Source organism: Isoptericola sp. GX10416 (assembly GCF_056590155.1).
The window spans coordinates 214,108-237,982 of sequence record NZ_JBWPVO010000004.1 but is presented as its reverse complement, the minus strand read 5'-3'; the positions used below and the strand labels follow the sequence as shown (position 1 = coordinate 237,982).

Annotated in this window: 16 protein-coding genes; 11 read left to right on the top strand and 5 right to left on the bottom strand. The window is 71.6% G+C overall.

Features of this window, described 5'->3' with window-relative positions:
- Nucleotides 1-144 precede the first annotated feature (144 nt).
- A complete protein-coding gene (locus ACWAT2_RS08825; protein ID WP_402374935.1) occupies nt 145-2,691 on the bottom strand; it encodes a transglycosylase domain-containing protein in 2,547 nt (848 codons plus the stop codon).
- A 315-nt stretch (nt 2,692-3,006) separates the two neighbouring features.
- On the opposite strand from ACWAT2_RS08825, the gene ACWAT2_RS08820 reads away from it, so the two are divergent.
- The 5 genes from ACWAT2_RS08820 to ACWAT2_RS08800 all read left to right on the top strand — a co-directional run bounded on the left by ACWAT2_RS08820 (nt 3,007) and on the right by ACWAT2_RS08800 (nt 10,463).
- Nucleotides 3,007-3,684, top strand: coding sequence for a PadR family transcriptional regulator (locus ACWAT2_RS08820; RefSeq protein WP_402374933.1), 678 nt, complete (start codon nt 3,007-3,009; stop codon nt 3,682-3,684).
- Nucleotides 3,681-4,772, top strand: coding sequence for an inositol-3-phosphate synthase (locus tag ACWAT2_RS08815; protein WP_402374931.1), 1,092 nt, complete (start codon nt 3,681-3,683; stop codon nt 4,770-4,772). Before ACWAT2_RS08820 ends, ACWAT2_RS08815 begins: the two co-directional genes overlap by 4 nt.
- 465 nt (nt 4,773-5,237) lie before the next feature.
- Entirely contained in the window at nt 5,238-6,572 is a 1,335-nt protein-coding gene (locus ACWAT2_RS08810; protein ID WP_402374929.1) for an MFS transporter, read from the top strand.
- Nucleotides 6,573-6,691: 119 nt separating this feature from the next.
- The gene (locus ACWAT2_RS08805; RefSeq protein ID WP_402374927.1) at nt 6,692-8,815 is read left to right on the top strand and encodes a SpoIIE family protein phosphatase; all 2,124 of its coding nucleotides are present in this window, start codon (nt 6,692-6,694) and stop codon (nt 8,813-8,815) included.
- Nucleotides 8,816-8,978: 163 nt separating this feature from the next.
- Nucleotides 8,979-10,463 carry a DHA2 family efflux MFS transporter permease subunit gene (locus tag ACWAT2_RS08800; protein WP_402374925.1) on the top strand — a complete coding sequence of 495 codons (1,485 nt, stop codon included), beginning with the start codon at nt 8,979-8,981 and terminating at the stop codon, nt 10,461-10,463.
- A 25-nt stretch (nt 10,464-10,488) separates the two neighbouring features.
- Here ACWAT2_RS08800 and ACWAT2_RS08795 read toward each other — a convergent pair whose 3' ends face one another.
- Both ACWAT2_RS08795 and ACWAT2_RS08790 read right to left on the bottom strand, forming a co-directional pair.
- Nucleotides 10,489-11,694, bottom strand: coding sequence for an MFS transporter (locus tag ACWAT2_RS08795; RefSeq protein WP_402374923.1), 1,206 nt, complete (start codon nt 11,692-11,694; stop codon nt 10,489-10,491).
- 69 nt (nt 11,695-11,763) lie between these two features.
- On the bottom strand, nt 11,764-13,251 hold the full coding sequence (locus ACWAT2_RS08790; protein WP_402374921.1) for a CCA tRNA nucleotidyltransferase: 1,488 nt from the start codon (nt 13,249-13,251) through the stop codon (nt 11,764-11,766).
- Between the two features lie 156 nt (nt 13,252-13,407).
- Here ACWAT2_RS08790 and ACWAT2_RS08785 point away from each other — a divergent pair, with 156 nt between their 5' ends.
- The 6 genes from ACWAT2_RS08785 (at nt 13,408) to trxA (ending at nt 21,358) form a co-directional block, all read left to right on the top strand.
- Entirely contained in the window at nt 13,408-14,025 is a 618-nt protein-coding gene (locus ACWAT2_RS08785) for an NUDIX hydrolase (protein WP_402374919.1), read from the top strand.
- Between the two features lie 10 nt (nt 14,026-14,035).
- On the top strand, nt 14,036-16,159 hold the full coding sequence (locus ACWAT2_RS08780) for a DUF6049 family protein (RefSeq protein WP_402374917.1): 2,124 nt from the start codon (nt 14,036-14,038) through the stop codon (nt 16,157-16,159).
- Nucleotides 16,156-17,883 carry a murein biosynthesis integral membrane protein MurJ gene (gene murJ, locus ACWAT2_RS08775; protein ID WP_402374915.1) on the top strand — a complete coding sequence of 576 codons (1,728 nt, stop codon included), beginning with the start codon at nt 16,156-16,158 and terminating at the stop codon, nt 17,881-17,883. Before ACWAT2_RS08780 ends, murJ begins: the two co-directional genes overlap by 4 nt.
- A 106-nt stretch (nt 17,884-17,989) precedes the next feature.
- Complete coding sequence (locus tag ACWAT2_RS08770) at nt 17,990-19,903, top strand: protein kinase family protein (protein WP_402374913.1); 1,914 nt, start codon at nt 17,990-17,992, stop codon at nt 19,901-19,903.
- An 82-nt stretch (nt 19,904-19,985) separates the two neighbouring features.
- A complete protein-coding gene (gene trxB / locus ACWAT2_RS08765; protein WP_402374911.1) occupies nt 19,986-21,005 on the top strand; it encodes a thioredoxin-disulfide reductase in 1,020 nt (339 codons plus the stop codon).
- A gap of 29 nt (nt 21,006-21,034) precedes the next feature.
- Nucleotides 21,035-21,358: a thioredoxin gene (trxA, locus tag ACWAT2_RS08760; RefSeq protein ID WP_402374909.1), complete on the top strand. Its 324-nt coding sequence runs from the start codon at nt 21,035-21,037 to the stop codon at nt 21,356-21,358.
- Nucleotides 21,359-21,653: 295 nt separating this feature from the next.
- On the opposite strand, the gene ACWAT2_RS08755 is transcribed toward trxA, so the two are convergent.
- Both ACWAT2_RS08755 and ACWAT2_RS08750 read right to left on the bottom strand, forming a co-directional pair.
- Nucleotides 21,654-23,006: a ParB/RepB/Spo0J family partition protein gene (locus tag ACWAT2_RS08755; protein ID WP_402374907.1), complete on the bottom strand. Its 1,353-nt coding sequence runs from the start codon at nt 23,004-23,006 to the stop codon at nt 21,654-21,656.
- 109 nt (nt 23,007-23,115) lie between these two features.
- The coding region (locus tag ACWAT2_RS08750) for a ParA family protein (protein ID WP_480048806.1) at nt 23,116-23,875 on the bottom strand (760 nt) is incomplete at its 5' end.

Here is a 23,875-nt window from a genome sequence, read left to right as displayed (position 1 = left end):
CTCTGGTCTCGACGGCCACGGTCTGTCCGTGGCAGGAGGGTTCTTGCGTGCGTCGGCCGCGCCAACGGGCGGCACGGCCAGTCCACCAGGGTACCCGTTGCGGGGACCGCGGTGGAATTCACGGGCCGGTGCTGTCCATCACGGTCAGCCGAACAGGCCGCCACGTTCGCCGTCGTCACCACCGTCGCCACCGCCGTCGCCGGGACCGCCGCCGTCGTTGCCGCCGCCGCCGTCGTTGCCGCCGCCACCGTCACCGCCGTCGCCACCGTCGTCCTCGCCGCCCTCCGGGCCGCGCGAGACGACGATCGTCACGGTCGAGTCGGGTGCCACCTCGGCCCCGGCGCCGGGGTCCGTGCGGATGACGTTGCCGACCGGCACGTCGTTGCTGTACTCCTCCGCGGTGTTCGCCGACAGCCCCACTCTGCGGAGCTGCTGCTCGGCGGCGGTCCGCGGCTGGCCCGCCACGTTCGGCACGGCGACCTGCTGCGGTTCGACAGGCTGGCCCGTCGACACCACGAGGGTGATGGTCGAGCCCGCCGGGATCTTGCCGCCGCCGGCGTTGACGCTGATGACGGTGCCCTTGGAGGCGTTGTCGTTGGCAGCCTGCGTCGCCACCTTCAGGCCCATCCCCTGCAGCAGGCTCGTCGCCTGCGAGATGTTCATCCCGACGAGGTTGCCCGGCAGCTCGACCCACTCGGGCGTCGACTCGCTCGGCGACGGGCTGGGCGAGAACGACGGCCGGGGCGGTGTGTAGGCCGGGAACTCCTCGATGTCCTTGCCGTCGAGCGCCACCTGCATGAAGTCGGTCCACGCCGCGGCGGGCCAGGTGCTACCGGTGATCTCGTCGTAGCCACCGAAGGCGTCGATCGGCTCCGTCCCGCCGAGGATGCCCTCCTCGACGTCCACGTTCTTGTACTGGCGGACGTTCACCACGGTTGCGAGCTGCGGGGTGAAGCCGGCGAACCAGGCCGTCTTGTTGTCGTTCGACGTACCGGTCTTGCCGGCCACCGGCCGGCGGGTCCCGTCGGGACCGGTGAGCTCCAGGGCGGCACGGCCGGAGCCCTCTTCCACCACCTTGGTCATGGCGTACGTCGCCTGGGTGATCACGTCGCGCTCAAAGCGATTGTCCGGCGTCGTGTCGGGCTCCCAGCGCAGGGACCCGTCCCGGTGCTCCACCCGCTCGACGACGTGCGGCTTGATGTAGGTGCCACCGCCGGCGATGGTCGCGTACGCCGAGGCGAGGTCCACCGGGTAGACGGCTGCCGTGCCGAGCACGTTGGACGGCACGGCCTCGATCTCGGTCTCGTCCCGGATCCCCAGCCGGTGGGCGACCTCGGCCGTCTTCTCCGGGCCAACCTCGATGTTCAGCGCCGCATAGGCGGTGTTGACGGAGTTCGCCGTCGCCTTGACCAGGTCGATCTGGCCGTAGCTCTGGAGGCCGAAGTTCGTCGGCCACTCCTTCGAGGGGTCTTGCGGGTCCAGGTGCCCCGGGGAGTTGCCGTCGAACGTCTCGTTGAGCTCGTGGCCCTTTTCGAGCGCGCCGATCAGCGTGAACGGCTTGAACGTCGAGCCGCCCTGCACCGTGTCGTCGGTCGCCGTGTTGAGCGACTGCTTGATGTAGTTCTTCCCGCCGTACAGCGTGACGATCGCGCCGGTGGTCGGGTCGATCGAGACGATCGAGGCGCGGACCTTCTTGCTCGCGTCGTCGGGCATGTCCTTGACGATCTGGCGGGCCTCGCGCTGCAGCTTCGGCTTGATGGTGGTGTAGATCTGCAGACCCTTGGTCTCGATCTCCTCCTCGGTCATGCCGTTGTTCAGCAGCTCCTTCTTGACCGCGGCCATGATGTAGCCCTTCTGGCCGCCGAGGCTGTTCGAGTTCTCCTCCTTCTCCTGGAACTCGGGGAACTCGGCGGACTGCCGCTCCTCCTCGGTGATGTAACCCTGGTCGGCCATGCGGTTGATGCTGCGCTGCCACCGCTTCTCGGTCACCTCGGGCTGCACGGACGGGTCGTAGTTCACCGGGGAGGGGATGATGCCGGCCAGCATCGCGGACTCGGAGTAGGTCATGTCCACGGCGTCCTTGCCGAAGTACGCCTGCGAGGCCGCCTGCACGCCGTACGCGCCGCGGCCGAAGTAGATCGTGTTGAGGTACCGGTCCAGCACGAGCTCCTTGGACTGCTCGCGAGTGATCTTCAGCGCGATGATCGCCTCCTGCGCCTTGCCCAGGATGTCCGTGGTGCTGCCCAGGTAGTAGCGCTCCACGTACTGCTGCGTGAGCGTCGAACCGCCCTGCGTGCCCCCGTCGCTGGTGAGGTTGGTCCACAGCGCGCGGGCCATGCCCTTCATGTCCACGCCCGGGTCGGTCCAGAACGACTCGTTCTCCGAGGCGACGACGGCGTCGCCCACGTGGGCGGGCAGCGCCTCGTAGTCGACGATCTCTCGCTTGATCGTCGAGTAGGAGCCGACCTCCTTGCCGTTGCCGTAGTAGACGGTGGTGGCCTGGTGATCGACGTCGTCGAGGTTGGCCGGGATCTGCGTGGAGGTCCACGCGGCGAAGAACACGCCGGCGCCCAGGGCGATGCCGCCGAGCATGCAGCCGACGACCACACGCCACGACGGCAGCCACCGCTGCACCAGGTTCTTGCCCCGGCGCGGGTAGTTCCAGAAGCGACGTCTGCGCTTGCTCGCCACGTCCCAGCCTTTCGATTGCGGAGGTCCTCGGAGAAGTCCCGCCCCTACGGGCATGAAGAACCACAGGGAACACTAGGGGATCGACCCGAGGGACTGTCCAGGCTGACCCGCGTCTGACGCAGTTCCACGCCGACCGTCCCCAGACCCTCACACGGCGCTCCACCGTGCCTTCACAACCTTGTGCCCGACGGCGGACAGGCGCGTCCCGTTGCTCGCACCGGTCGGTACGTCCTATCCTCACGATGTATCGACTCGATACAACGAGTCATCATTCATGACCGGTCCGTGCAGCACGGAGCAGAGGAGGGCAGCAGGGTGCGCAGTCGCTCGAACGTCCTGGAGACGGCCATCCTCGGCCTGCTCAGCTCCGCGCCGCTGCACGGTTACGAGCTGCGCAAGCGACTCAACCTGCTCCTGGGGTCCTTCCGGGCGTTCTCGTACGGCACCCTCTACCCCGCGCTGAAGTCGCTGGTGGCCCGGGGCCTCATCGAGACGGTCGAGCCGGAACCCGAGGCCCTCCCCCGGGCCACCGCCCGCGCCGGCGCGACGAGCGCCGCCGGACGTCCGTCGTCGGGCACCAAGCCGTTGACCGGACGCCGCGGGCGTATCGTGTACCGGCTCACTGCCGACGGCAAGGAGCACCTCCAGACCACTCTTGCCTCCTCCGGCCCTGCGGCCTGGGAGGACGAGAGCTTCGACGTCCGGTTCGCGCTGTTCGCGCAGACGGACGCCGAGACCCGCCTCCGCATCCTCGAAGGCCGGCGCACCCGGCTGACCGAACGGTTGGAGGCGGTCCGGGAGTCCGCAGCCCGCACCCGCGAACGGCTCGACGAGTACACGCTCGAGCTGCAACGGCACGGGCTGGAGCAGGTCGAGCGCGAGGTGCGCTGGCTCGACGGGCTCATCACCACCGAGCGCGACCGCGCGAGCAGCCGCGACAAGACTGCCGGGACGCACGACGTCCCGGCCCCGAGAAACAAGGAGCGAGGATGACTTCCGTCCGCGTTGCCATCGTCGGCGTCGGAAACTGTGCATCGTCCCTGGTCCAGGGTGTGCACTACTACCGCGACGCCGACCCGTCCGACACCGTCCCGGGTCTCATGCACGTGCAGTTCGGTGACTACCACGTGCGCGACCTCGAGTTCGCGGCGGCGTTCGACGTCGACGCGAAGAAGGTCGGCTTCGACCTGGCCGAGGCGATCCACGCCTCGGAGAACAACACCATCAAGATCGCCGACGTGCCACCGACGGGCGTCCTCGTCCAGCGTGGCCCGACGCTCGACGGCCTCGGCGACTACTACGCCGCCACGATCGACGAGTCCGACAGCGAGGCCGTCGACGTCGTGCAGGCGCTCAAGGACGCCCGCGTGGACGTCCTCGTCTCCTACCTGCCGGTGGGCTCCGAGGAGGCGGACAAGTTCTACGCGCAGTGCGCCATCGACGCGGGTGTCGGCTTCGTCAACGCCCTGCCGGTGTTCATCGCCTCCGACCCCGTGTGGGCCAAGAAGTTCGAGGACGCCGGAGTGCCCATCGTCGGCGACGACATCAAGTCGCAGGTCGGCGCGACGATCACGCACCGCGTGCTCGCGAAGCTGTTCGAGGACCGCGGCGTCGTGCTGGACCGCACCTACCAGCTCAACGTCGGCGGCAACATGGACTTCAAGAACATGCTGCAGCGCGACCGGCTCGAGTCGAAGAAGGTCTCCAAGACCCAGGCCGTGACCTCCAACCTCACCGGCGCGCTCGGTGGCAAGACGGAGGACCGCAACGTCCACATCGGGCCGTCGGACTACGTGGCCTGGCTCGACGACCGCAAGTGGGCCTACGTCCGCCTGGAGGGCCGCGCGTTCGGCGAGGCCCCGATCAGCCTGGAGTACAAGCTCGAGGTGTGGGACTCCCCCAACTCGGCCGGCATCATCATCGACGCCATCCGTGCCGCGAAGATCGCGAAGGACCGCGGCGTCGGCGGACCGATCCTGTCGGCCTCGACGTACTTCATGAAGTCCCCGCCCGTGCAGATGGAGGACTCGCTGGGCCGCGTCCAGCTGGAGTCCTTCATCCGCGGTGACGTGGAGCGATAGTCCGGAGCGAGCGTGCGAGTGCAGGACGATCGCGACCATCCAGGTGGAGCGATAGTCCGGAGTGAGCGTGCGAGTGCAGGACGATCGCGACCATCCAGGTCGAGCGATAGTCCGGAGCGAGCGTGCGAGTGCAGGACGATCGCGACCATCCAGGTCGAGCGATAGTCCGGAGCGAGCGTGCGAGTGCAGGACGATCGCGACCATCCAGGTCGAGCGATAGTCCGGAGCGAGCGTGCGAGTGCAGGACGATCGCGACCATCCAGGTCGAGCGATAGTCCGGAGCGAGCGTGCGAGTGCAGGACGATCGCGACCATCCAGGTCGAGCGATAGTCCGGAGCGAGCGTGCGAGTGCAGGACGATCGCGAGGTAGTAGCTCAGACGTCGAGGTAGTACGGGGCCCGCCGAGGTAGTACTACTTCGGCGGGCCCCGTACTACCTCGGCAGCGCCGTGAAAGGCTGGCCAGCGTGGGAGCCATCACCGAGACCTGGCAGGATCTGCGCGCTCTGCTGCGCCTGCCGGGATTCCGGCGGCTCTTCGCCGTCCGGCTCGTCTCGCAGGCCGGCGACGGCATGTTCCAGGTCGGTCTGGCCTCCCTGCTCTTCTTCTCCCCGGAGCGGGCGGGCACGGCGGCGGGCGTCGCCGGCGCGTTCGCGGTCATGCTCGCCCCGTTCACGGTCGTCGGCCCGTTCGCGGGGGTGCTGCTGGACAGGTGGCGGCGCCGGCAGGTGCTGGCGGTCGGCAACGCGGTGCGCCTCGTCCTGACCGGTGCGATGGCGGCCGTCATGCTGACCGGCGGCCTGGCGGGCGCGGGAGAGGCCGCCGTCATCGTCCTCGGGCTGGCCGCCCTGAGCGTCAACCGCTTCCTGCTGGCTGCGCTGAGCGCCGGCCTGCCTCGCGTCGTCGACGGTCCTCTGCTCCTGACCGCGAACTCGCTGACGCCCACCCTGGGCGCCGGAGCGGTCTTCCTCGGCGGCGGGGTCGGCTTCGTCCTCGGACTGGGTCTGCCGCCGGGCCGGATGCACGACGCCGCCGCGCTCGTCTGCGCAGCCGTCGTCTTCGGCGTCGCCGGCCTGCTGGCCCTGCGCCTGGGACGCGACCAGCTCGGGCCCGAGCACCCGGTCCGTGGACGGCTCGGGGCGGAGATCGCGGCGGTCGCCCGCGGCCTGGTCGACGGCGCCCGCTACCTCGTCGCCCGACGGACGCCCGGGCAAGGGCTCCTCGTCATGGCGGCACACCGGTTCCTCTACGGCGTCGTGTTCATCGCGGCGATCCTCATCTCCCGCAACCTGCTGGCCGAGCCGGGGAACACCTCGGCGGGCCTGGCCAACTTCGCCCTCGTCATCGCCCTCACCGGCGCGGGTGGCGCCTGCGCGGTGCTGATCACGCCGGTGCTGTCGCGTCGCACCGGCCCGCACGGGTGGATCGTCTGCATGCTGCTGCTCGCCGCCGCGTCGCAGCTCCTGCTGGCCACGACGCCGTCGCGCACCGTGATCCTGATCGGTGCCGGCCTGCTGGGCCTCGCCGCCCAGAGCGCGAAGATCGCCGTCGACACGATCGTCCAGCGGGACACGCACGACGACTACCGCGGCCGCGCCTTCGCGTTCTACGACGTGCTCTACAACGCGGCGTTCGTCGGTGCCGCCGTCCTGGCCGCGTTCGCGGTGCCCGACGACGGCTGGTCGCGCGGGCTCTTCATCCTCCTGGCGCTCGCCTATCTCGCCGTCGCGGCACTGATGTGGCTCCGTGGTGCCCGCGACCCCGCTGATCTCGACGTTCGTCACTCACCGGCGGCGCGCTGACCCTCCAGGGCCGGGGGTGTGAGCGTACGCACGTGGACAGGTCGCCGCGCGCATCGCAAGATATAGCCGTCCGGACGGTCGAGAGAACGGCCGCCGGTGCTTCAGGACGAGAGGTACCGATGACGCTGAACGAAACGTCGTCGCCGGACGGCACGACGCCGAGCACGACGGTGCTCCCCGACGTCGTCGACCCCTCGCAGGTCGCCACGGGCGGCGCGGTGCTGCTCCTGGACACGGCGACGCAGGAGGTGGTCGACGCCAACCGGGTCGCCGCCCGCCTGGCAGGTGACCTCGGCATCCCCTCGTCGTTCGGGTCCTGGTGCACGGCCGCGGGCATCGTGCCGGCCTTCGGTACCGCACGGTCCACGTCGGAGGCGATCCTGGCCGCGCTGCGCGAGGGTCGTGGGATCGCGGTCCGGTCGACGCGGCGTGGGGGCGACGCGATCTCGTGGGCGGTCGGGCTACCACTCGTCGGTGCGCCGGACCGACTCGCCGACCGGGCCCTCCTGGTCCTGCTGCCGCTCGCCGGGCTCGGGGAGCCGTCCGAGCCGGATTCATCGCCGGGCAGCCTGCAGATGCGGGCCGCCGTCGCGAGCCACCTGAGCTTCACCATCTCCGACCCGTCGCTGCCCGACGACCCGCTGGTCTGGGTGAACCCGGCGTTCTGCGAGGTGACGGGCTACAGCGCGGACGAGGTGCTCGGGCGCAACTGCCGGTTCCTGCAGGGCCCCGGCACCGACCCCGGGGCCGTCGCGCGCATCCGGACGGCGATCGAGGCCGGCGAGGCCGTGGGCGAGACCCTGCTCAACCACCGCAAGGACGGGACTCCGTTCTGGAACCAGGTGGTCGTCTCGCCCGTGCACGACGAGGAAGGGCGGGTCACCCATCACGTCGGCATCCAGGCCGACGTGACCGAGCGCGTCCATGCCGAGCGACGACACGTCCTCGAGCTCGACGAGGTCAACCGGGAGAACCAGCGCCTCAGCCTGCTCGCCTCGATCACGCAGGCGCTCGTCGACCTCTTCGACGAGGACTCGGGCGCCGCCCTCCTGCCCGAGCTCGTGGCCCCGCACTTCGGGACCTGGTGCGCCGTCGTGGTCACCGACGGCACCGGCGAGCCGCGGCTCGTGCACGGCGCGGCCCGCGACCCGGAGCGGGCGGCGGACATCGCGGTGCTCGAACGCTCGCACCGCTGGGTGCTGGAGTCCCCCTCCGTGCTGCACGTGCTGTCGACGCACCACAGCCAGGTGCCGGCGCCCTTCCCCGTCGAGGTCGCCTCGCTGGCGGACCGCACCACGCCGGAGGAGCTGGCGGCGCTGGAGCGACTGGGCCTCGGGACCGCCCTCGTCGTCCCGCTGCGCGGCCGCGACCGCCACACCGGTGTGCTGGTGGTCGTCAGCGAGGACGAGGACGCGTTCTCCCGCGACGACCTCCACGACATCGTGGCGCTCGGAGCCCGGGCCGGGCTGGCGCTCGACAACGCCCGGCTCTACCACCGCGAGCACCAGGCGGCCCTGACGCTGCAGCGCAGCATGCTCCCGGAGATCGTCGCCGCGCCAGGGCTGGACTGCGCTGCCCTGTACGACCCGGCCTCCGACGGCACGGACGTCGGCGGCGACTGGTACGACGTGGTGCCGCTGCCCACCGGGCGCGTCGCCGTCACGGTGGGCGACGTCGTCGGGCACGACGTCCGGGCGGCTGCGTCGATGGGCCAGCTGCGTTCCGTCATCCGCACCGAGGCCTGGTCCGGCCGGAGCCCGGCCGAGGTCGTCGCGGGGATGGACGACCTCGTGCGCAGCCTGGGCATGGCGGACATCGCGACGTGCGTGTTCGCCCTCGTGGACCCGCCCGACGCCCACGGCACACGCCGGATCACCTACACGCGGTCCGGCCACCTGGCCCCGCTCCTGCTGCGCGTCGACGGGAGCGTCGAGCTCCTGGACGGCGCGCTCACCACCCCGATCGGTGCACCGATCATCGGTGAGGAGGTCCCGCAGGCCGAGGCCCTCCTGCATCCCGGGGACGTCCTCGTCCTGTTCACGGACGGGCTGGTCGAGCGCCGGGACCGTCCGCTGCGCGCCCAGCTCGCGAACCTCGCCACCTGCGCCGGCGAGATCGAGCAGGGGATGGATGCGGCCGGCGTCCGGGACGCGATCGTCGAGGTGTGCGCAGACGGCAGGCGCGAGGACGACACCTGCGTGCTGGTGGTGCGCAACATCCCGAGCGGTGAGCCCACCGACTGACCACCCTTTCGGCGCCCGAACGACGTCCGATGAGTCCCGAGCGAAAAACAGGTCGCTCCCTGCAGTGGAATACCGCACCCTGGTGACGACTTGAGTTGACGGGTCAGTCCGTGCGCAGCGTCGCCCGCGGTCGGCAAGGAGCGACGAACCGGGAGAGGGACACATGTCTGTACGTACCACCGAGGCTGCGCCCGGTCCCACCGAGCGGAGCGCGGGCCGGTCGGGCGACGGGCTGGCACCCGAGCACTTCCGGGTCATCGCCCTGCTGCTCGTCTCGGCGTTCGTCGTGATCCTCAACGAGACCACCATGGGTGTGGCCCTGCCGGCGGTCATGGAGGAGTTCGACATCCCGGAGTCGTCCGGGCAGTGGCTGACCACCGGGTTCCTCCTGACGATGGCGGTGGTCATCCCGTCCACCGGCTGGCTCCTGCAGCGGCTGGGCACCCGCGGCGCCTTCATCCTCGCGATGTCCCTGTTCACGACGGGCACGTTCCTCGCCGCGATCGCACCGGTGTTCGGGCTGCTCGTCGCGGCCCGTGTGGTCCAGGCGTCGGGCACGGCGATCATGATGCCGCTGCTCATGACGACGGTGATGAGCACGGTGCTGCCGCACCGTCGCGGGCGCGTGATGGGCAACGTGTCGCTGGTGATCGCCGTCGCCCCGGCGCTCGGTCCCACCGTCTCCGGGGCCGTCGTCACCGGCCTGGGGTGGCGCGAGGTCTTCTGGGTCGTCCTGCCGATCGCGGCGGTCTCGCTGCTGCTCGGCGCGCTGCTGGTCCGGGACGTCGCCGACCGCGCGCGCACCCGTCTGGACCCGCTCTCCCTGCTCGTGGCGGCGGTGGCGTTCGGCGGGCTGGTGTACGGCCTCTCGGCCCTCGGCGAGGCGGCGCAGCACGACCTTCCGGTCTCGCCGGCCGTCCCGCTGGTCGCGGGCGCGGCGTTCCTCGGACTGTTCGTGTGGCGCCAGCTCGTGCTGCAGCGCACCGACTCCGCCCTGCTGGACCTGCGGGTGTTCCGTGCGCAGGGCTTCACCGTGGGGCTGTCCGTGATGGCGGTCAGCATGATTGCGATGTTCGGCATGATCATCGGGCTCCCGCTCGTCCTCCAGCGCGGGATGGGCCTGGACGCGCTGACGGCCGGCCTGCTCATGCTGCCCGGTGGTCTGCTCATGGGTCTGCTCGGTCCGGTCGTCGGCCGGCTCTACGACCGCGTCGGGCCGCGGCCGCTCGCGATCCCGGGGGTCGCCGCCGTCGGTGTCGCGATGCTCCTGTTCGCGTCCCTGTCGCCGACGTCGCCGCTCTGGGCGGTGGTGGTGGGCCACCTCGTCCTGAGCCTGGGCCTGGCGTTCATCTTCACGCCGACCTTCACGTCGGCGCTCGGGGGCCTCCGTCCGGGGCTCTACTCGCACGGCTCCGCCGCGATCACGACGGTCCAGCAGCTCGCGGGTGCCGCCGGCACGGCGCTCTTCGTCGCGCTGCTCACGCTGCGCAAGGTGTCGCTGGTCGACGGCGGTGCCACCGAGGCGCAGGCCACGACCGGGGGCGCACAGCTCGCCTTCACCGTGGCGGCCGCCGTCGTCGTCGGTGCGCTCGTGCTGGCCACGCGCCTGCGCAAGTCGGAGGCTCCCGAGGGCGTGTCCTCGCACTGAGGGTGGGACGACGCCCGGCGCGGTACTACCGCGCGGCGTCCCGCACTACCTCGGCGGGTGGCGGCCCGTGCTTCGTGGTGCGGGCCGCCACCCGGTACGCCGGGGCGAGTGCGACGACGCCCAGGGCGATCACCGCCGGCACGGTGAACGCCCAACGCAGGCTCGCGAGCTCCGCTACCCCGCCGATCAGACCCGCACCCAGCACGAAACCGACGTAGTTGAAGAGGTTCACGCGCGCGACCGCCACACCGGTCGTGTCGAGCGCCCCGGCCACGGAGAACGACAGCGGCACGACGACGCTGAGCCCCAGGCCGGTCGCGGCGAAGCCCAGGACGGCGACCCACGGCACCGGGGCGAGGGCCACGAGGCCGAGGCCGGTCGCGCCGATCAGCCCGCCGACCGCCACCGGCAGCACCGGGCCGAACCGGTTCACCTGGGCGTCCGCCGCGAGCCGGCCGACGAGCTGGCAACCGAGGTACGCGGCCAGCCCCAGCGGCGCCACCTCGGCCGTACTGTCCAGCGCGTCGGCGATGTACTTGGTCGACCAGTTCGAGACGGCGGAGTCCGCCAGGTAGACGATGGCGACGGCGGTGCCGACCAGCAGGACCGGCCGCCACGGCACCCGGGCCGGAGCGGCATCGGTGCTCGCGCCCGTGGCCGACGGCGGCACGTCTGCCCGATGGTCCAGCAGCAGCGGCGCGGCCACCAGGTCCACCACGACCGCCACCGCCGCGACCAGTCCGAGCCCTGCCACGAGCCCCCAGTCGAGGGAGTGGGCGAGCACAGCCGCCAGCGAGCCGAGGACTCCGCCGACGCTCCAGGCGCCGTGGAACGAGTTGAGCAGGCTGCGCCCGTACCGACGCTCCACCGCGACGCCCTGCATGTTCATCGTGGCGTCGACCATGCCGAGCAGGAGCCCCACCAGCGCCACCACGGGGTAAAGGACCGCCGTCGACGGCGCGAGGCCGGTCGCGAGGACGGCCAGCGCGACGAGCGGGCCCGCGACGCGCAGCAGCACCGCGCTCCCCGTGCGCGGTGCCAGGTGTCCCGCGAGGACGCTGCCGAGGCCCGCCACCACCGGTACCACGAGCAGCACCAGCGTCAGCTCGGCGTCCGAGATCCCCAGGCCGTCCTGCAGGGTGGGCACCTGGGCCAGCAGCCCGGCGAAGCACAGTCCCTGGACGGCGTAGAAGGCGGTCGCTCCCGCACGTGCCCTGCGATCGGTCCCCATGGTCCGCCTCCGCTCGACAGGTCCCGCAGGACGCGGCGACCTCGCGCGCCCCACCCTAGGGGCGGGACCTCACTCCTGGCGAGATTCCCACCAGGCCGTCAGCTCCGCCGTCGCGCGCTCCGTACCGAGCGGGCCGTGCTCCATGCGCAGCGCGAGCAAGTGCTTGTACGCCGCGCCCACCGCCGGGCCCGGGCCGATGCCGAGGAGCTCCATGATCTGCGTCCCGTCCAGGTCGGGTCGGATCGAGTCGATCTCCTCCTGCTCACGCAGCGCCGCGATGCGGTTCTCCAGGTCCGTGTAGGCGTCCGCGAGCCGCTTCGCCTTGCGCCGGTTCCGGGTGGTGCAGTCCGCCCGGGTGAGCCGGTGCAGCCGCTCGAGCAGCGGCCCGGCGTCGGTGACGTACCGGCGCACCGCGGAGTCGCTCCAGGCGCCGTCGCCGTAGCCGTGGAACCTCAGGTGCAGCTCGACGAGCCGCGCGACGTCCTTGACCACCTGCTTCTCGAACTTCAGGGCCCGCAGCCGCTTGGCCACCATCTTCGCCCCGACCACCTCGTGGTGGTGGAAGCTGACACCTCCGCCGGACTCGAACCGGCGCGTCGGGGGCTTGCCGATGTCGTGCAGCAGCGCGGCGAGCCGCAGCACCAGGTCCGGCGCCGGTACGGGGCCCTCCGGTCCCGTCTCCTGCGCGACGGCCTGGTCGAGCACGATGAGGGAGTGCTCGTAGACGTCCTTGTGCCGGTGGTGCTCGTCGATCTCCAGGCGCAGCGCGGGCAGCTCGGGCAGCACCCGGTCGGCGAGGCCGGTCTCCACGAGCACCTGCAGCCCGGCCCGCGGCGACGGCGCGCACACCAGCTTCGTCAGCTCGGCCTGCACCCGCTCCGCCGAGACGATGTCGAGCCGCGGAGCCATGTCCACGATCGCCGCGCGGGTCGCCGGCTCGACGTCGAACCCGAGCTGCGCGGCGAACCGCGCCACGCGGAGCATGCGCAGCGGGTCGTCGTCGAACGAGCGCTCCGGGGCGATCGGGGTGCGCAGCACCTTCGCCGCCAGGTCGGCGAGCCCTCCGAACGGGTCGACGAACGTCAGGTCCGGCAGGCGCACAGCCATGGCGTTGACAGTGAGGTCGCGCCGGGAGAGGTCGCCGTCGAGCGAGTCGCCGAACGCCACGACCGGCTTGCGGGAGGCGGCGTCGTACTCGTCGGTGCGGTACGTGGTCACCTCGACGACGATGTCGTCTGCGGTGCCCGTGTCGGCGGCGCCCCGGCCGAACCGCCGGGCGCCGATGGTGCCGAACTCCTTGCCGATGTCCCAGTGGGCGTCGCCCCAGCGTGCCAGCAGCCGCTGCGTCTCATCAGGAGAGGCCGAGGTCGCGAAGTCGAGGTCGGCGCTCGCGCGGCCGAGGAACGCGTCGCGGACCGGACCGCCCACGAGGGCCAGCTCGTGCCCGGCCGCGGCGAAGGTCTCGCCGAGCTCGACGGCGGCGGGGGCCATCTGGGTCAGCACGCTCAGGGCCTGGTGGAGGAGCCGGGCGGGGGCAGGGTTCGCTGGGGTCGACACGACGTCCCATCCTCCCAGATCGCGGCCGCTCGCGCGTCGGCGTCGCACCAGAGTTACCGTTGCGGATTTTGTCCCAGTTTGTGCCGGAGCGAGCGCTGGGCGATCTCTGGGCCGCGCGTCGTCCGGATGCCCCGACGAACTCGGTAGGGTGTGCGCATGTCTTCTGCGGCACCGGCGCCAGGCGCTTCCGACGGGCGCCCGCCCGTGCCGGTGCCCGTCCCGCCCGGCGGACACCCCCTACGGGTCGATCCTGCCCGTCGGCAGAGCGGCACGCCCGTCCCCGCGGCCGCGCCGGCCACCAACCTTCCCTCCGGGCACCTGCCCGTCGTGGACGAGACCTCGGCCGGCGGTCTCGTCGTCGAGCGCCACGTCTCCGGCCACCGGGCCGCGGTGATCCTGCGGCGCAACCGCGCCGGCCGGCTGGAGATGTGCCTGCCGAAGGGCCACCTCGAGGGGCGGGAGACGCCGGAGGAAGCCGCGGTCCGGGAGATCCGCGAGGAGACGGGCATCGTCGGGACCGTCCGCACCACCCTGGGCGTGATCGACTACTGGTTCAGCGGTGAGGACCGGCGCGTCCACAAGGTGGTGCACCACTTCCTGCTGCGGTCCGAGGGCGGGACCATCACCGCCGCCGGCGACCCGGACGGCGAGGCCGAGGACGCCTGCTGGGTGCCGCTCGACGAGCTTCCCGACCGCCTCGCGTACCCGAACGAGCAGCGTCTGGCCGCCACGGCCCTGCAGGCGCTGTCGGACAGCCCGGAGCTCGTCGAGTGAGGCCCACCGCGTGATCGACTCCCGTGCCGCGGTGGTGCTCCCCCGCGCTCTCGCCGTCGTCGTGGCCGCCCTCGTGCTGGCCGGTGCGATGGTCGCCGTTCCGCTCGCCCCCGCGCCGTCGGCCGCCGCGGGTGGCGGCGTCACCGTCGAGATCGTCGACATGTCGCCCACGGTGGTGGGCCCGGACCAGACCCAGGACGTCACCGTCCGCGTGACCAACGACTCGGAGACCGCCCTGACCGGGTTGGAGGCGAACCTGGGCGTCGGCTGGCGCGAGGTGTCCGCCCGGTCCACCGTGGCGACGTGGGCCGACGACGACTCGACCCGGACCGCTGCCCGCCAGCTCAGCCTGCCGATGGACGACCTGCCGGCGGGCGAGTCGGCGGAGGTGACGTTCGAGCTGCGCGTCTCCACGCTCCAGCTCGGCGCCGACGCCGAGTGGGGCCCACGCCAGCTCTCCGTCGACGTGCGGGACGACGCCGGCCTGATCGACGTGCTGCACTCGTTCATGTTGTACGACCCGGACGGCGGGACCGGACGTGCCGGCCGGACCGCACCCGCACCGGTCGACCTCACGCTGGTGGCGCCGCTGACCGGCCCCCCTCTGGACCCGGCCGCACCAGAGGCGTACATCTCGACGATCACCGAACGTACATCGCCGGGCGGAGCCTACGACGCGCTGCTCGCGGCCGCCGGGGTGGCCGACGCGCCCCTCTCGCTCGCCGTCGACCCCGCCGTCGTCGCCACGGCCGCCACCTCCTCCACGGAAGAGCTGAGCGCGTGGGCCAGCCGGCTGCAGCGTCCCGGCGCGGCCGACGTCGTCACCCTCCCGCCGTACGACGTCGACCTCGCGGCCCTGGCGCACGCGGACGTCCAGCCGAGCGACCTGCGCACCGTCACCGCGCCGGCCGGGCGCCTGCCGAGCGGCTGGTCGACCCCCGACGCCTGGAGCACCCGGGTCGCCTGGCCGGAGGGGACCGCCGACCTCGACACCCTCGGCGCGGCCCGGTCCGCCGGGATGCAGCACGTCCTCGTCGCCGACGGCCTCGAGCCGACCGTCGGCGTCACAGCCTCCGCCACCGACACCGTGCCCACCGCCGCGGGCGACGTCCCCGTCGTCGTCGCCGACCGTGCCCTCGGCGGCGCCCTCGCCGCGAGCACCGCGAGCACCGCGGGCTCGGCACCGGCCGCCACCCAGCGCCTGCTCGCCGACACCGCGGTGCTCGCCATGGCCGCCGCCGACTCCGGCCGCCCCGTCTCCGTCGTCGCCGCGATGCCGCGGGGCTGGTCACCGGACGTCGAGGCCTACACCGCCGTCACCTCCGCACTCGTCGGCCGGTCCTGGGTGGACGTCGTCCCGCTCACCGAGGTCCTCGCCGAGGCCCCCGTCAGGGCCTCGCGCACCGCCCTCGAGAAGCGCGTCGTCGACGCCGCCGAGCTAGGGCCCCGGGCCGTGCGCACCCTCGTCGACGAGCTCGACGGCCTCGTGTCCTTCGCCTCCGTCGCCGCGGACCCCGCCACCCTCATGGCCAGCGTGGACCGCGATCTCGTCGCACCGCTCTCCATCGCCTACCGCGGAGACCAGGACGCACGGGACGCCGCGGTCCAGCTCGCCGGGATCCGCGCCGAACAGGTCCAGTCCGGGATCCGGGTCATCGGACGGGCCGACGTGCTCCTGATCAGCGACACCGGCAACCTGCCCGTCCGGGTCCGCAACGACCTGCCGGTCGACGCCACCGTCACGGTGACGTTGCAACCGGACGACCCCCGGCTCATCGTCGAGACGTCCCCCACCGTCGTCATCCCCGCCGGCGAGTCCCGCGACGCCCAGGTCCGCGTGCGGGCCATCGCCTCCGGCGACGCCAACCTCGAGGTGAACGTCCTCGCTCCGAGCGGTGCCGCCGTCACCGCCCCGGCCGAGTTCGCGGTCCAGGTCCGCGCCGGATGGGAGACCGTCGGCACGTCGGTGATGGCCGCCGGAGTGGGACTGCTGTTCCTCGCAGGAATCTGGCGTACCGTGCGACGCGGCCGGTCGGACCGCCGTACCACCGCCGACGTCGCCGAGACGGTGGTTCCTCAGGACGCACCGACGCACCAGCCGCCGACGCACTCACCGGAGGACACCCAGGCATGACCGCCGACAACCCCGAGCCGGCTGCGCCGGGCCCGCTCCCCGACGACGCCCGACCCGCGGGCGAACCGTCGGACTCCGGGGCGCGCAAGGCCAGCCTGGGCCGAGGATCGATCGCCATGTCCCTCGGCACGGCGGCGTCACGCGCCTCCGGCCTGGTGCGGTCCATGCTGCTCGTCGCGTGCGTGGGTGCGGTCGGTACCGTCGCGGACGCGTTCGACATCGGCAACAAGCTCCCCAACGTCCTGTTCGCGCTGATCTCGGCGGGAGTGCTGCAGGCCGTCCTCATCCCGCAGATCCTGCGCGCGATGAACGCGGAGAACGCGCGGGAGAGGCTCGACAAGCTCCTCAGCCTCTCCGGCCTCGGCCTCCTGCTGCTCACCGCAGTCCTCGTCGTCGCCGCCCCGCTCATCGTGTGGGCTTACACCACCAGCGACGCGTGGTCGACCGACGCGCGCCACCTCGCGACCGTCTTCGCCTACTGGTGCATCCCCCAGGTCTTCTTCTACGGGCTGTACATGCTGCTCGGCCAGGTGCTCAACGCGCGCGGCCGGTTCGGCGCCTACGGCGTGGCCCCGGTCGCGAACAACGTCGTCTCGGTGCTCGGGTTCGGTGCCTTCCTGCTGGTGTGGGGCACCTCGCCGGACCGTGGCATCACGGACCTGTCGGCGTGGACGACGCCGATGACGACGCTGCTCGCCGGTACCGCGACGCTCGGCATCGCCGCGCAGGCGCTGGTGCTGGTCGTCGCGCTGCGCCGCTCCGGCTTCTCCTGGCGGTTCCGCCTCGGGCTCCGCGGCATCGGGCTGCGCTCGGCGGGCAACGTCGTCGGCTGGACGCTCGGCGCCGTCGTCCTCGAACAGCTCGGCGTCCTGTTCCTCACGAACGTCCTGGGTCGCGGGGCGCGAGCCGTCGAGGCGACCGGCGCGGTCGCCGCCGGGAACATGGCCTACACGCAGGCCATGACCATCTACCTGCTGCCCCACTCCCTGGTCATCGTGTCGATCGTGACCGTCCTCTTCCCGCGCATGACGGCGGCGGTGCAGGCCGGGAACCTCCCCGCGGTCCGTGCGGACATGTCCCTCGGCCTGCGGTCGGCAGGCATCTTCTCCGTCATCTCCGCCGCGGTCCTCTTCGTGCTCGCCAAGCCGCTCACCGGGGCGCTCCTGCCGTCGCTCGGTGCCGCCGAGGTCGACGCGATCGCCCCCATCCTGCGTGCCATGTCGATCGGCCTCGTCGCGCTCGGCGCCACCGTGCTCGTCCGCCGCATGTACTTCGCCTTCGAGGACGGTCTCGGGCTGTTCCTCATCCAGATCGCCGCCACCGTCACCCTGGTGGGCGCGCTGGCCGGCGCCGTCGCCACCCTGCCCGAGACGTGGTGGGCGGTCGCCGCGGGCGGCGCCTTCGCGCTGTCCACCTGGGTCTCGCTGCTGCTGCGGCTGCGTGGCATGAACCGCAAGCTGCACGGCATGGACGGCGGGCGCGTGCTGCGCCTCTATGTCCGCGCCGCCGTCGCAGCCGCCGTCGCGGGAGTCCTCGGCTGGGGCGTCATCCAGCTGATGGACGGTGGCGCGGGCTCGTCATGGCCGCACGCCGTGCTCGTGACGGCAGTGGGCGGCCTCGTGATGGTCGGCGCCTACCTCGGCATGCTCAAGCTGCTCCGCGTCCGCGAGCTCGACGACGCCCTCGCACCGATTCTGCGACGCGTACGCCGGAGCCCGCGATGACGAGACCTCTGACCAGCACTTCGCTCTACCATGGTCCGATGGAACGGACCACCGGCTCATCCGGCCGGAGCCCACTCTCCCACCACACCCCTACGGAGGCGTCCAGGTGAGCACCGTCCAGCCCGGGACCGTCATGGTCGATCGTTATCGGCTGACCCAGCCCGCGAGCACGGACCTGGCGACGGCGGAGGCGTGGGAGGCCCACGATCAGATCCTCGACCGTCCGGTGCGCGTCACGTTCGTGGACGGCCCCCAGTCCGCGGCAGCCCTCGACGCCGCACGCCGCGCGGCGCTGGTCGCCGACTCGCGCCTGTGCAGGGTGCTCGACGTCGGCACCACCGACCTGGGCGCGGGCGAGCGTTCCTACGTCATCACCGAGCCCTTCGCCGGCGAGTCGCTCACGCAGATCGTCTCGCGTGGTCTCGTGGACGCCCAGCAGGCCCGCGCGCTCATGGGCGAGGCCGCGACCGCCCTCGAGGCCGCGCGCCGGCGCGGGGTGCATCACTGCGCCCTGCGCCCCGAGGCCGTGCGCGTCGACGGACACCGCGTGGTCGTCACCGGCCTCGGCATCGATGCCGGTCTCGCCGGGATCGAACCTTCGGACACCGAGGCCGCCGCGATGGACGCCCGCGGGCTGGTCGCGCTGGGCTACTACGCGCTCACCGCACGCTGGGCCGCGGACAGCCTCGAGGTCCCCTGGATCGCTCCCGACGCCGTCCGGCCGCTGCCCGCTCAGACCGGGCCCGACGGCGTCGTCCCGGTCTCCGAGCTGGTGCCGCACGTCGACGACGAGATCGACGTCCTGGTCCGCCGCACCTTCACCGGGGACGACGCCGGTGCCCCGGCCACGCCGGCCGACATCGTCGCCGCGCTCGAGCCGTGGGGGCAGGTGTCCGTCGTGGCGGCCCTCCCCCGGTTCGTCCAGCCCCCCGAGCGTCCCGTGCGCTCGTCCGTGCTGGGAGCCGGCAGCCCGGCGGGTTCCGCGTCGCGCCCGGGCACACCCCCGCCCGCGCCCCCCGTGCGCCGTCCGTCCACCGGGAGGATCGCCCGGGCAGGTGTCGTCGGCGCCGGGGCGGGCGTCGCGGCCGGTGCCCCCTACGGGCAGCCTCCCGCGCAGGGCGCCGTTCCTCCGCCTCCCGGCCAGGGGGCCTACGGCCAGACGGCGGCCTATGGCCAGGCTCCCGCCTACGGGCAAGGACCTGCCTACGGCCAGGCGCCTGCTGCCGGGCGGTCCCCCGCTGCGGCCCCGGGCCAACCTGCACCGGCCGGCTATGCCCAGGCAGCGCCCGGGCAGCCCGCAGCGGCCCAGGGCGCCCCTCCGTCGGCGGCCGGCCCCACGACCGGCGGCTTCGCCTCGACCGCCGCCCCGAAGAAGCGTGGTGTCAACCCGACGCCGATCGTGCTCGGCGTCCTGCTCGTCGGCGTCGTGCTCGCCGCCGTCTGGGCGATGACCCAGGCCTTCACGCCGTTCAGCTCCGAACCACCGCCCGAGGCGCAGACCTCGCAGGAGGCCACCACCGAGGGTGAGCCCACCGAGGGAGCCGACGACGCTGCGGAGGAGGAGCCCACCGAGACCGAGGAGCCCGAGGTCCGGCCGATCATCGACAGTGGTGAGCAGCTCGACCCGGCGGGCGACGGTGAGCACCCGGAGGCCGTGGAGCTCGCCTATGACGCGGACCCCTCGACGTTCTGGTTCACGCTGACTTACCACAACAACCCTGCCTGGGGCGGTTTCAAGGAGGGCGCCGGCTTCGGCGTCGAGCTGCGTGAGCCGGCCCCCGTGTCCCAGGTCGACCTCAACACCAACGGCAGCGGCGGGGCGTGGCAGCTCCGTTCGACCAGCCTCGACGACCCGACGGGCGGCGACCTGCTGGCGGAAGGATCGTTCTCTGAAGACACGACGATCGAGCTCGACGAGGCCGTCATCGTCGACTCCCTCGTCCTGTGGATCACCGAGCTCCCGGGGACGGACGAGGCCGACCGCTACCGGCTCGAGCTCAACGAGATCACGCTGTCCTGACGCCCGGAACATCGCCGATGCCCCGTGTGTTGACCCCTGGTGCCGGTCCGCGCCGGTACCGAACCGAACCGCAGGAGTAGATGTGACCGACCAGCCGACCCCCCCGGCCAGCACGGACGCCGCGCTGCACGACATCGTCATCGTCGGTTCCGGCCCTGCCGGGTACACCGCCGCGATCTACGCCGCACGAGCAGGCCTGGCGCCGATCGTCGTGGCCGGGTCCGTCACGGCCGGCGGTGCTCTCATGAACACCACCGAGGTGGAGAACTTCCCCGGCTTCCCCCCGGGGATCCAGGGACCGGACCTCATGGACGCCATGCGCGAGCAGGCCGAGAAGTTCGGTGCGATGGTGCTCTGGGACGACGCCGAGACGCTCGACCTGACCGGCGACGTGAAGACCGTCGTCACGGGCGGCGGCGAGACGTTCCGATCGCGGACGGTCATCCTCGCCACCGGCTCGGCCTACCGCGAGCTCGGCCTTCCCGAGGAGAAGAAGCTGTCGGGGCGCGGCCTCTCGTGGTGTGCCACGTGTGACGGGTTCTTCTTCCGTGACCAGCACATCGCCGTCGTCGGTGGGGGTGACTCCGCGATGGAAGAGGCGACCTTCTTGACCCGCTTTGCGTCAAAGGTCACGATCATCCACCGCCGCGACGCTCTCCGCGCCTCCAAGATCATGGCCGACCGTGCCCTCGCCGATCCCAAGATCGACTTCGCGTGGAACAGCGAGGTGGCAGCCATCCATGGCGAGGACAAGGTCTCCGGGGTGCGCCTGCGAGACACGGTCACGGGCACTGAGCGCGACCTCGACGTGACCGGGCTCTTCGTCGCCATCGGCCACGACCCTCGCAGCGAGCTGCTCGCCGGGCAGGTCGACCTGGACGACGAGGGCTACGTCATCGCGGAGGGTCGCTCCACCCGCACGAACCTCCCCGGGGTGTTCGCCTGCGGCGACCTCGTCGACCACACCTACCGTCAGGCGATCACCGCCGCAGGGTCGGGTTGCTCCGCCGCCCTGGACGCACAGTCCTACCTCTCCGACCTGGCAGACCTCGCCTCTGAGCCCGACCCGGAGCAGCTCCCGGCCGCGCTCGACGCCGTCTGACCCCCATCACGCACATCGAAGGAGTCCGCATGCCTACCGTCGCAGTCACCGACGACACCTTCCAGTCCGAGGTCCTCGAGTCCGACATCCCCGTCCTGGTGGACTTCTGGGCTACCTGGTGCGGCCCGTGCCGCATGGTCGCCCCGATCCTCGAGGAACTGTCGGAGGAGTACGAGGGCAAGGTCAAGATCGTCAAGCTCGACACGGACGCCAACCAGGCCACCACGATGGCCTACGGCATCACCTCGATCCCGACGCTGAACGTCTACTCCGGCGGTGAGGTGGTCAAGTCGATCATCGGTGCCCGCCCCAAGCGCGCGCTCGCCGAGGAGATCGACGGCATTCTCGTCTGAGGATTCATGGTTCGCTGGCGGCCGCCTCTGGTTCATCGGAACCAGGGGCGGCCGCTTCTTCGTCGTACCGGCCTGGTCCCGCATGGTCGGCGGGCCGGCACCGACCACGGTGAACCGGTGCTGTTTCACGTGAAACATCGAACCGCCGCTTCGTTTCACGTGAAACAGCACGTGCCCCGCATCGCGGCGTCGCGCATCACCCAAGGGGCCCAAGGCACGAAACCCGGACCCACAGCAACGGGCCCGGTCCTGTTTCACGTGAAACATGACCGGGCCCGGTTCTGTGCCCCCGGGGTTAGGACGGTGCGAAGCCGGGGTCCTCCGGAGCCATGACCGTCAGGATCCTGTTCAAGTCCTCGACGGACGCAAACTCGACGGTGACCTTTCCCTTGGTCTTGCCCAGGTTGACCTTCACGCGCGTCTCGAACCGGTCGGAGAGCCGGGTCGCGAGCTCGTCCATCGCCTCGCTGCGTTGACCAGCTCGCGGAGCCCGTGCAGCGGGCTTGTCCTCGCTGCCCTCCGCGATCAGCGTGACCACCTCTTCCGTCGCCCGCACCGAAAGTCCTTCCGAGACGATCCGCTGCGCGAGCCGCTCGATCTCCGCGCCGTCCGTGAGCCCGAGCAGGGCACGGGCGTGGCCTGCAGAGAGCACGCCCGCCGCCACCCGCCGCTGAACCAACGGAGGCAGCTTCAGCAGCCGGAGGGTGTTCGAGATCTGCGGCCGCGAGCGGGCGATCCGCGTGGCCAGCTCCTCGTGGGTGCACCCGAAGTCGTCGAGCAACTGGCGGTACGCCGCCGCCTCCTCCAACGGGTTCAACGCAGCGCGGTGCAGGTTCTCCAGCAGTGCGTCACGGAGCATGTCCGAGTCGTCCGTGGAGCGGATGATCGCCGGGATGGTCTCGAGCCGCGCTTCTTGCGCTGCACGCCACCGCCGCTCCCCCATGATCAGCTCGAATCCTGCCGAGGCGTCAGGGTCCGGCCGGACGACGATGGGTTGCAGCACACCGATCTCGCTGATCGACTCGATCAGCTCGTCGAGCTCCCCCTCGTCGAAGACGGTTCGCGGCTGACGCGAGTTCGGCCGGATCTGATCGACCGGCACCTCGGCGAAGCGAGCGCCGGGTACCGGGACCAGGGCGTCCTCGCCCTCTCCCGAATCGCCCGCCGCCGACGCCGCACTGCCGGCAGGGGTGCCGGGCGCCGAGTCTGCCGGCTCGGTCGCCGAGGCAAGGTCCTCCGGGGCGTCGTGCTCGGTGATCTCGATCGTCCCCAGCGATCCGTACCCGCCGTCGTCAGCCGCGCTGGACTCCGACTCCAGCCGGTCGGCGAGGCCCGCCAGCGCCGACACCGGGTCGATCGGGTCGTCCGTCCGGCCACTGCCGTTGATGCTCAGCCGACCGCCCGCGATCGCCGAGTCCCAGGACGCCGATCGCCGTCCGGTGCGTTCGCCAGCCGCTGCTGAGGTCTCGGCAGCACGCTCGGGCTCGTCACCACCATGGTCGTCGTCCGAGGCGGTCATGACCGTTCCGAGTGCGTCCTGTGCCTCGTCACGTTGTGGGAAGAAGACATCCACCGGCTTGTCCTGCGGTGGCCCCTGAGGAATCAGAGCCCCCAGCCCACGGCCGAGCCCTCGCTTCTTCTGGCTCATGATCCACCAGCCTCCTGGTTCCGTCCGGGTGTCGGACCGTCTTCGTCGAGTCTCGGTGCTGCGGCCGTGACCGATCGCGACTCACCGTACTGCTTCGATGTTACGCGCGTCATCGCAGGTCAGCGCGTTGAACTGAGTGCTCTGACATCTCGCGCGCCGCCTCCAGGTAGGCCAGGGCGCCGGTCGATCCCGGGTCATAGGTCATGACCGTCTGGCCGTAGGAGGGCGCTTCGGAGATGCGCACCGAGCGTGGGACCGTAGTCCGCAGGGTCTGGTCCGGGAAGTGCTGCCGGACCTCGGCGGCCACCTGCTGCGCAAGGTTGGTGCGTCCGTCGTACATCGTCAGGAGGATCGTCGACACCACGAGCTCGGGGTTCAGGTGCGCCTTGATGAGCTCGATCGTCTTGAGGAGCTGGCTCAGGCCTTCCAGGGCGTAGTACTCGCACTGGATCGGGATGAGGACCTCGCGGCCCGTGACGAACGCGTTCACCGTGAGCAGGCCCAGACTCGGCGGGCAGTCGACGAAGACGTAGTCGATCGGCTCCTCACCGCGCGCCGTGCGCTCGTCGAGATACCGGTCGAGAGCCTTGCGCAGCCTCGTCTCGCGGGAGACCAGCGACACCAACTCGATCTCGGCACCTGAGAGGTCGATGGTGGCCGGCACGCCCCACAGCCCTTCGACGTCCGGGCATGCCTGGACCGCCGTCTCGATGGGCTCGTCCTCGACGAGGACCTCGTAGATGGACGGCGTCCCAGCACGGTGCTCGATGCCCAGCGCTGTGGAGGCGTTGCCCTGAGGATCGTTGTCGATCACGAGGACCTTCAGCCCAGCCCGAGCCAGGCCGGCGGCGAGGTTCACCGTGGTCGTC

Excerpts from the sequence above, each read along its gene's own strand:
- ACWAT2_RS08785 (WP_402374919.1), top strand. The coding sequence starts at position 13,408 with ATGTCTTCTGCGGCACCGGCGCCAGGCGCTTCCGACGGGCGCCCGCCC.
- ACWAT2_RS08795 (WP_402374923.1), bottom strand. The coding sequence starts at position 11,694 with ATGGGGACCGATCGCAGGGCACGTGCGGGAGCGACCGCCTTCTACGCC.
- trxA (WP_402374909.1), top strand. The coding sequence starts at position 21,035 with ATGCCTACCGTCGCAGTCACCGACGACACCTTCCAGTCCGAGGTCCTC.
- ACWAT2_RS08815 (WP_402374931.1), top strand. The coding sequence starts at position 3,681 with ATGACTTCCGTCCGCGTTGCCATCGTCGGCGTCGGAAACTGTGCATCG.
- ACWAT2_RS08805 (WP_402374927.1), top strand. The coding sequence starts at position 6,692 with ATGACGCTGAACGAAACGTCGTCGCCGGACGGCACGACGCCGAGCACG.
- murJ (WP_402374915.1), top strand. The coding sequence starts at position 16,156 with ATGACCGCCGACAACCCCGAGCCGGCTGCGCCGGGCCCGCTCCCCGAC.
- ACWAT2_RS08755 (WP_402374907.1), bottom strand. The coding sequence starts at position 23,006 with ATGAGCCAGAAGAAGCGAGGGCTCGGCCGTGGGCTGGGGGCTCTGATT.
- ACWAT2_RS08800 (WP_402374925.1), top strand. The coding sequence starts at position 8,979 with ATGTCTGTACGTACCACCGAGGCTGCGCCCGGTCCCACCGAGCGGAGC.